Source organism: Frankia sp. QA3 (genome assembly GCF_000262465.1).
Taxonomy (GTDB): domain Bacteria; phylum Actinomycetota; class Actinomycetes; order Frankiales; family Frankiaceae; genus Frankia.
This window is the reverse complement of sequence record NZ_CM001489.1, coordinates 7,357,325-7,361,484: the sequence shown is the minus strand read 5'-3', so window position 1 is coordinate 7,361,484 and position 4,160 is coordinate 7,357,325. Positions and strand designations below refer to the sequence as shown.

Here is a 4,160-nt window from a genome sequence, read left to right as displayed (position 1 = left end):
AATGATTTCGAGAGTGCCGGAAAACCGGCAGACCCCGACATCGACACCACAAACATGATGCCGTGTCCAAAGGAATCCCTCACAACCCCAAACCAGCCACCCCCCACACACCATCCGGCATGCGAAGAACAACCAGCCAGGCCATGAACGGGGTAAAACAATTGGCACTGACAATCGGCACGCTGTTGAGTTCTCAAGGAGCAGGCGCGGACGAGATGACACCGCGAGATGTCGTAACTCGTGCGGATTCCTAGCTACTTACGAAGTTATGTGGAGCAGCGCTCGTCAGTACGCCCAAGAAGGGGCCGCCTCGCGCCTACTCTGTCCGAGCCCTCCGAGGAGGAGCTCTGTCAGCGGGTGGAGCCACCGTGTCCGGTGTCTGCCGTGTCGCGCTGACAGAGAGAACATTACGGGTGGATGACGGTGGCCGTCAAATCAATCCCCCTCTCAGATGTGTGACGTATGTCACACCTCTGGCGGAGTGGTTCGTTGTGATGTTCTGATATGGGAGGCTTAGCGGTCTGGGCCAAGTCGCCAGCGCGTGGCCGGCGCGCCCTCCGTCCACCGCTATCCGCACGGCTCACCTACGGCGACGGCCCGTCCGCGCGGCGCTGACGGACGGCTCCCCCGCCAGCCAGAAGCGCCACGGACGCTCCGTGCCGGCCCTGATCCCCACCCGCGGTCCTCGGTGGACCCGCTCGCCGAGCGCCCCCGGCACCGCACCATCCACTCCCTGCCCGTCGCGGAGCTCCCCGGCCGCGGCGAACCGGTCGGGAGCGGGCCGGTCGGGAGCGGGCCGGTCCGACGCTGGCAGCGACGGGTGGACGACGAGCGGTCCGCCGCCCGTCATCGGCGTTCCGGTCAGCGACGACGCGACCCCGAGCACGCGCCCGAGCCGGCCCGGTCCCCGGGCCAGGTCCCGGGCGGCGAGGGTCGGCCAGTGGGCCTGCACCGCCTCCCGGCCGGCCATGACCTCACCGGCTCGCAGCAGCACCGCCGACGCCTCCCCCGCCGGCCCGCAGACGATGTTGAGGCACCAGTGGACGCCATAGCTGAGGTACACGTACGCCCGCCCCGGCGGGCCGAACATCACCGCGGCCCGCGGGGTCGGGCCGCGGAAGGCGTGAGAGGCGGGATCGTCGAGGCCGCCGTACGCCTCGACCTCGGTGATCCGAACGGCGACCGGCCCGTGCCGAACCGTCGCACCGAGCAGATCCGGTGCGACGGCCAACGCGGGCCGGTCGAAGAAGGCCGCCGGGTACGGCGCCGGGCCGGCCGCCGCAGCGGCCGGCCCGGGGGGTCCGGGGAGCTCAGGAGAACCCGTCAGTCCACCGCCCACTCACGGTCCCGGTCGAGGACCGGCCGCAGCGCCGCGAGCTGCTCGCGGACCCGGTCCGGAGCGGTCCCGCCGGGGGCGGAACGGGCCTGCAACGCGCCCGGGACCGACAGCACGTCGCGCACGTCCGCGGTCAGCAACGGATTGATCACCGCGAGGTCGTCGTCGGAGACGCCGTCCAGGTCGACGTCGTGGGCGACGCACCAGGAGACGAGCTGGCCGACGGCCTCGTGCGCCTGGCGGAACGGCACGCCGCGGCGCACCAGGTACTCGGCGACGTCGGTGGCCAGCGCGAAGCCGTCCGGCGCCGCCGCGGCGAGCCGCTCGCGGCGGACCCGCATCGTCGCGACCGTGCCGGTCAGCGCGGGCAACACCAGCAGCAGCGTGTCGACCGCGTCGAAAACCGGCTCCTTGTCCTCCTGAAGGTCCCGGTCGTAGGCGAGCGGGAGGCCCTTGAGGGTGGCGAGGAAGCCGGTCAGGCCGCCGATGAGCCGGCCGGACTTGCCCCGGGCGAGTTCGGCGACGTCCGGGTTCTTCTTCTGCGGCATGATCGAGCTGCCGGTCGCGAAGGCGTCGTCCAGCTCGACCCAGCCGAACTCGCGGGTCGTCCAGAGCACGATCTCCTCGCCGAGGCGGGACAGGTGCACCCCGATCAGCGCGGCCACGAACAGGAACTCGGCGGCGAAGTCGCGGTCCGACACGGCGTCGAGGGAGTTCTCGAACGCCCGGTCGAACCCCAGCTCGGCGGCGACGCCCTGCGGGTCCAGCGGCAGCGACGAGCCGGCCAGCGCCCCGGCGCCCAGCGCGCTCACCGACGCCCGGTCGTCCCAGTCCCGCAGCCGGTCGGTGTCCCGCACGAACGCCTGCACGTGGGCGAGCAGCTGATGGGCGAACGAGATCGGCTGGGCGTGCTGCAGGTGGGTCATCCCCGGCGCCGGGGTGTCCACGTGCTGTGCGGCCAGGGTGACCAGCGCCTGGGACAGCTCGGTCACCCGGGCCGCCACCTGTCGGGCATGCTCGCGCAGGTACAGCCGCAGGTCCGTGGCGACCTGGTCGTTGCGGCTGCGGCCGGCGCGCAGCTTGCCGCCGAGCGCGCCGAGCCGCTCCAGCAGTCCGCGTTCGAGGGCGGTGTGGACGTCCTCGTCCTCGACCGTCGGCCGGAACCGGCCCTGGGCCACCGCGTCGGACAGGTCGTCGAGGGCGGCGAGCATCGCGGCGAGCTCGGCGTCGTCGAGCAGCCCGGCCCGGTACAGGACCCGGGCGTGCGACTTCGAGGCGAGCAGGTCGTAGGGCGCGAGCCGCCAGTCGAACTGGACGCTCACCGACAGCCGGGCCAGCGCCTCCGCCGGACCGCCGGCGAACCGCCCGCCCCACAGCCGCATCGGCGCGCCGCCCGCTGCCGCCCTGCCGGCGACTATCCCGCCGGCGGGCACCTCACCGGCGGCCACCTCACCGGACGGCTTCGGCACCGCCGCGTCCTCGGAGTGATCCGTCGAGGTCACGGGTTCAGCCGCTGCTCACGGGCCGCCCAGACCTTCGTCGGCAGGCCCCAGAGCTCGATGAACCCGCGCGCGTCGCTCTGGTCGAACTGGTCGCCGGCGTCGTAGGTGGCCAGGGCGTGGTCGTAGAGGCTGCCCGGGCTGCGCCGGCCCACGACCTGGGCGACCCCGCCCGCGAGCCGCAGCCGCACGTCCCCGGTGACCCCGGCGCTCGCCGAGTCGACGAAGGCGTCGAGGGCGGCCTTGAGCGGGGAGTACCACAGGCCGTCGTAGACGATCTCGCCCCAGCGCTGGTCGACGCCCCGCTTGAACCGGGCGACGTCGCGCTCGAGGGTGAGGTCCTCCAGGTCGCGGTGCGCCGTCAGCAGCGTGATCGCCGCCGGGCACTCGTAGATCTCCCGGCTCTTGATCCCGACCAGGCGGTCCTCGATCATGTCGATCCGGCCGACGCCGTGCGCGCCCGCGCGGGTGTTGAGCTCGGCGACGAGCTCGGCCAGCGCCAGGGAGCGCCCGTCGAGGCCGGTCGGGACGCCGTCGGTGAAGGAGATCGTCACCTCGTCGGGGGTCCGGGCGACGGTCGGGTCCGCCGAGTAGACGAAGACGTCCTCCGGCGGCTGCGCCCACGGGTCCTCGAGGATGCCGCACTCGGCGGTGCGCCCCCACAGGTTCTGGTCGATGGAGTACGGCGAGCGCTTGGACACGTCGATGGGCAGCCCGCGCTCCTCGGCGAAGGCGATCGCCTTGTCCCGGGTCATGCCCGAGTCCCGCACCGGGGCGAGCACCTTCAGCCCGGGGGCCAGCGCCGACACGCCGACCTCGAACCGCACCTGGTCGTTGCCCTTGCCGGTGCAGCCGTGCGCGATCGCGTCCGCGCCGTGCTCGCGGGCGGCCGCGACCAGGTGCTTGACGATGATCGGCCGCGACAGCGACGAGATCAGCGGGTAGCGGTCCATGTACAGCGCGTTGCTCCGGATCGCCGGGGCGACGAAGGACTCGGCGAACTCGGTGCGGGCGTCGACCACGATCGACTCGACGGCGCCGCAGGTGAGGGCGCGCTGGCGGATGGCCTCGAGGTCCTCGCCGCCCTGGCCGACATCGACCGCCAGCGCGACGACCTCGGCGCCGGTCTCGGCGCCGATCCAGCCGATGGCCACGGACGTGTCGAGGCCGCCCGAGTAGGCAAGCACGACGCGTTCGGTCACGGGACTTACTCCTTATGTCGGATTGCGCGAAAGATCATCATCAGGTGTGCCGGTGCCGGTGCCCGCCAGGACCGCCCCGCCCCCCGACGGGGTGCGTGGGCGGGCCTGGGCGGCTGCGGCCAC

At 72.6% G+C, this 4,160-nt stretch carries 3 protein-coding genes; all 3 read right to left on the bottom strand.

Going from position 1 to position 4,160, the window contains the following annotated elements; translation table 11 throughout:
• Positions 1-580: 580 nt before the first annotated feature.
• Genes FRAQA3DRAFT_RS30100 through FRAQA3DRAFT_RS30090 form a run of 3 tightly spaced genes read right to left on the bottom strand, consistent with a single transcriptional unit; the run spans position 581 to position 4,037 of the window.
• On the bottom strand, positions 581-1,339 hold the full coding sequence (locus tag FRAQA3DRAFT_RS30100; protein WP_009742830.1) for a DNA-3-methyladenine glycosylase: 759 nt from the start codon (positions 1,337-1,339) through the stop codon (positions 581-583).
• Entirely contained in the window at positions 1,324-2,838 is a 1,515-nt protein-coding gene (gene argH / locus FRAQA3DRAFT_RS30095) for an argininosuccinate lyase (RefSeq protein WP_009742829.1), read from the bottom strand. The genes FRAQA3DRAFT_RS30100 and argH overlap by 16 nt, the downstream gene beginning before the upstream one ends.
• Positions 2,835-4,037, bottom strand: a complete 1,203-nt coding sequence (locus FRAQA3DRAFT_RS30090; protein ID WP_009742828.1) for an argininosuccinate synthase — start codon at positions 4,035-4,037, stop codon at positions 2,835-2,837. The genes argH and FRAQA3DRAFT_RS30090 overlap by 4 nt, the downstream gene beginning before the upstream one ends.
• Positions 4,038-4,160: the final 123 nt, after the last annotated feature.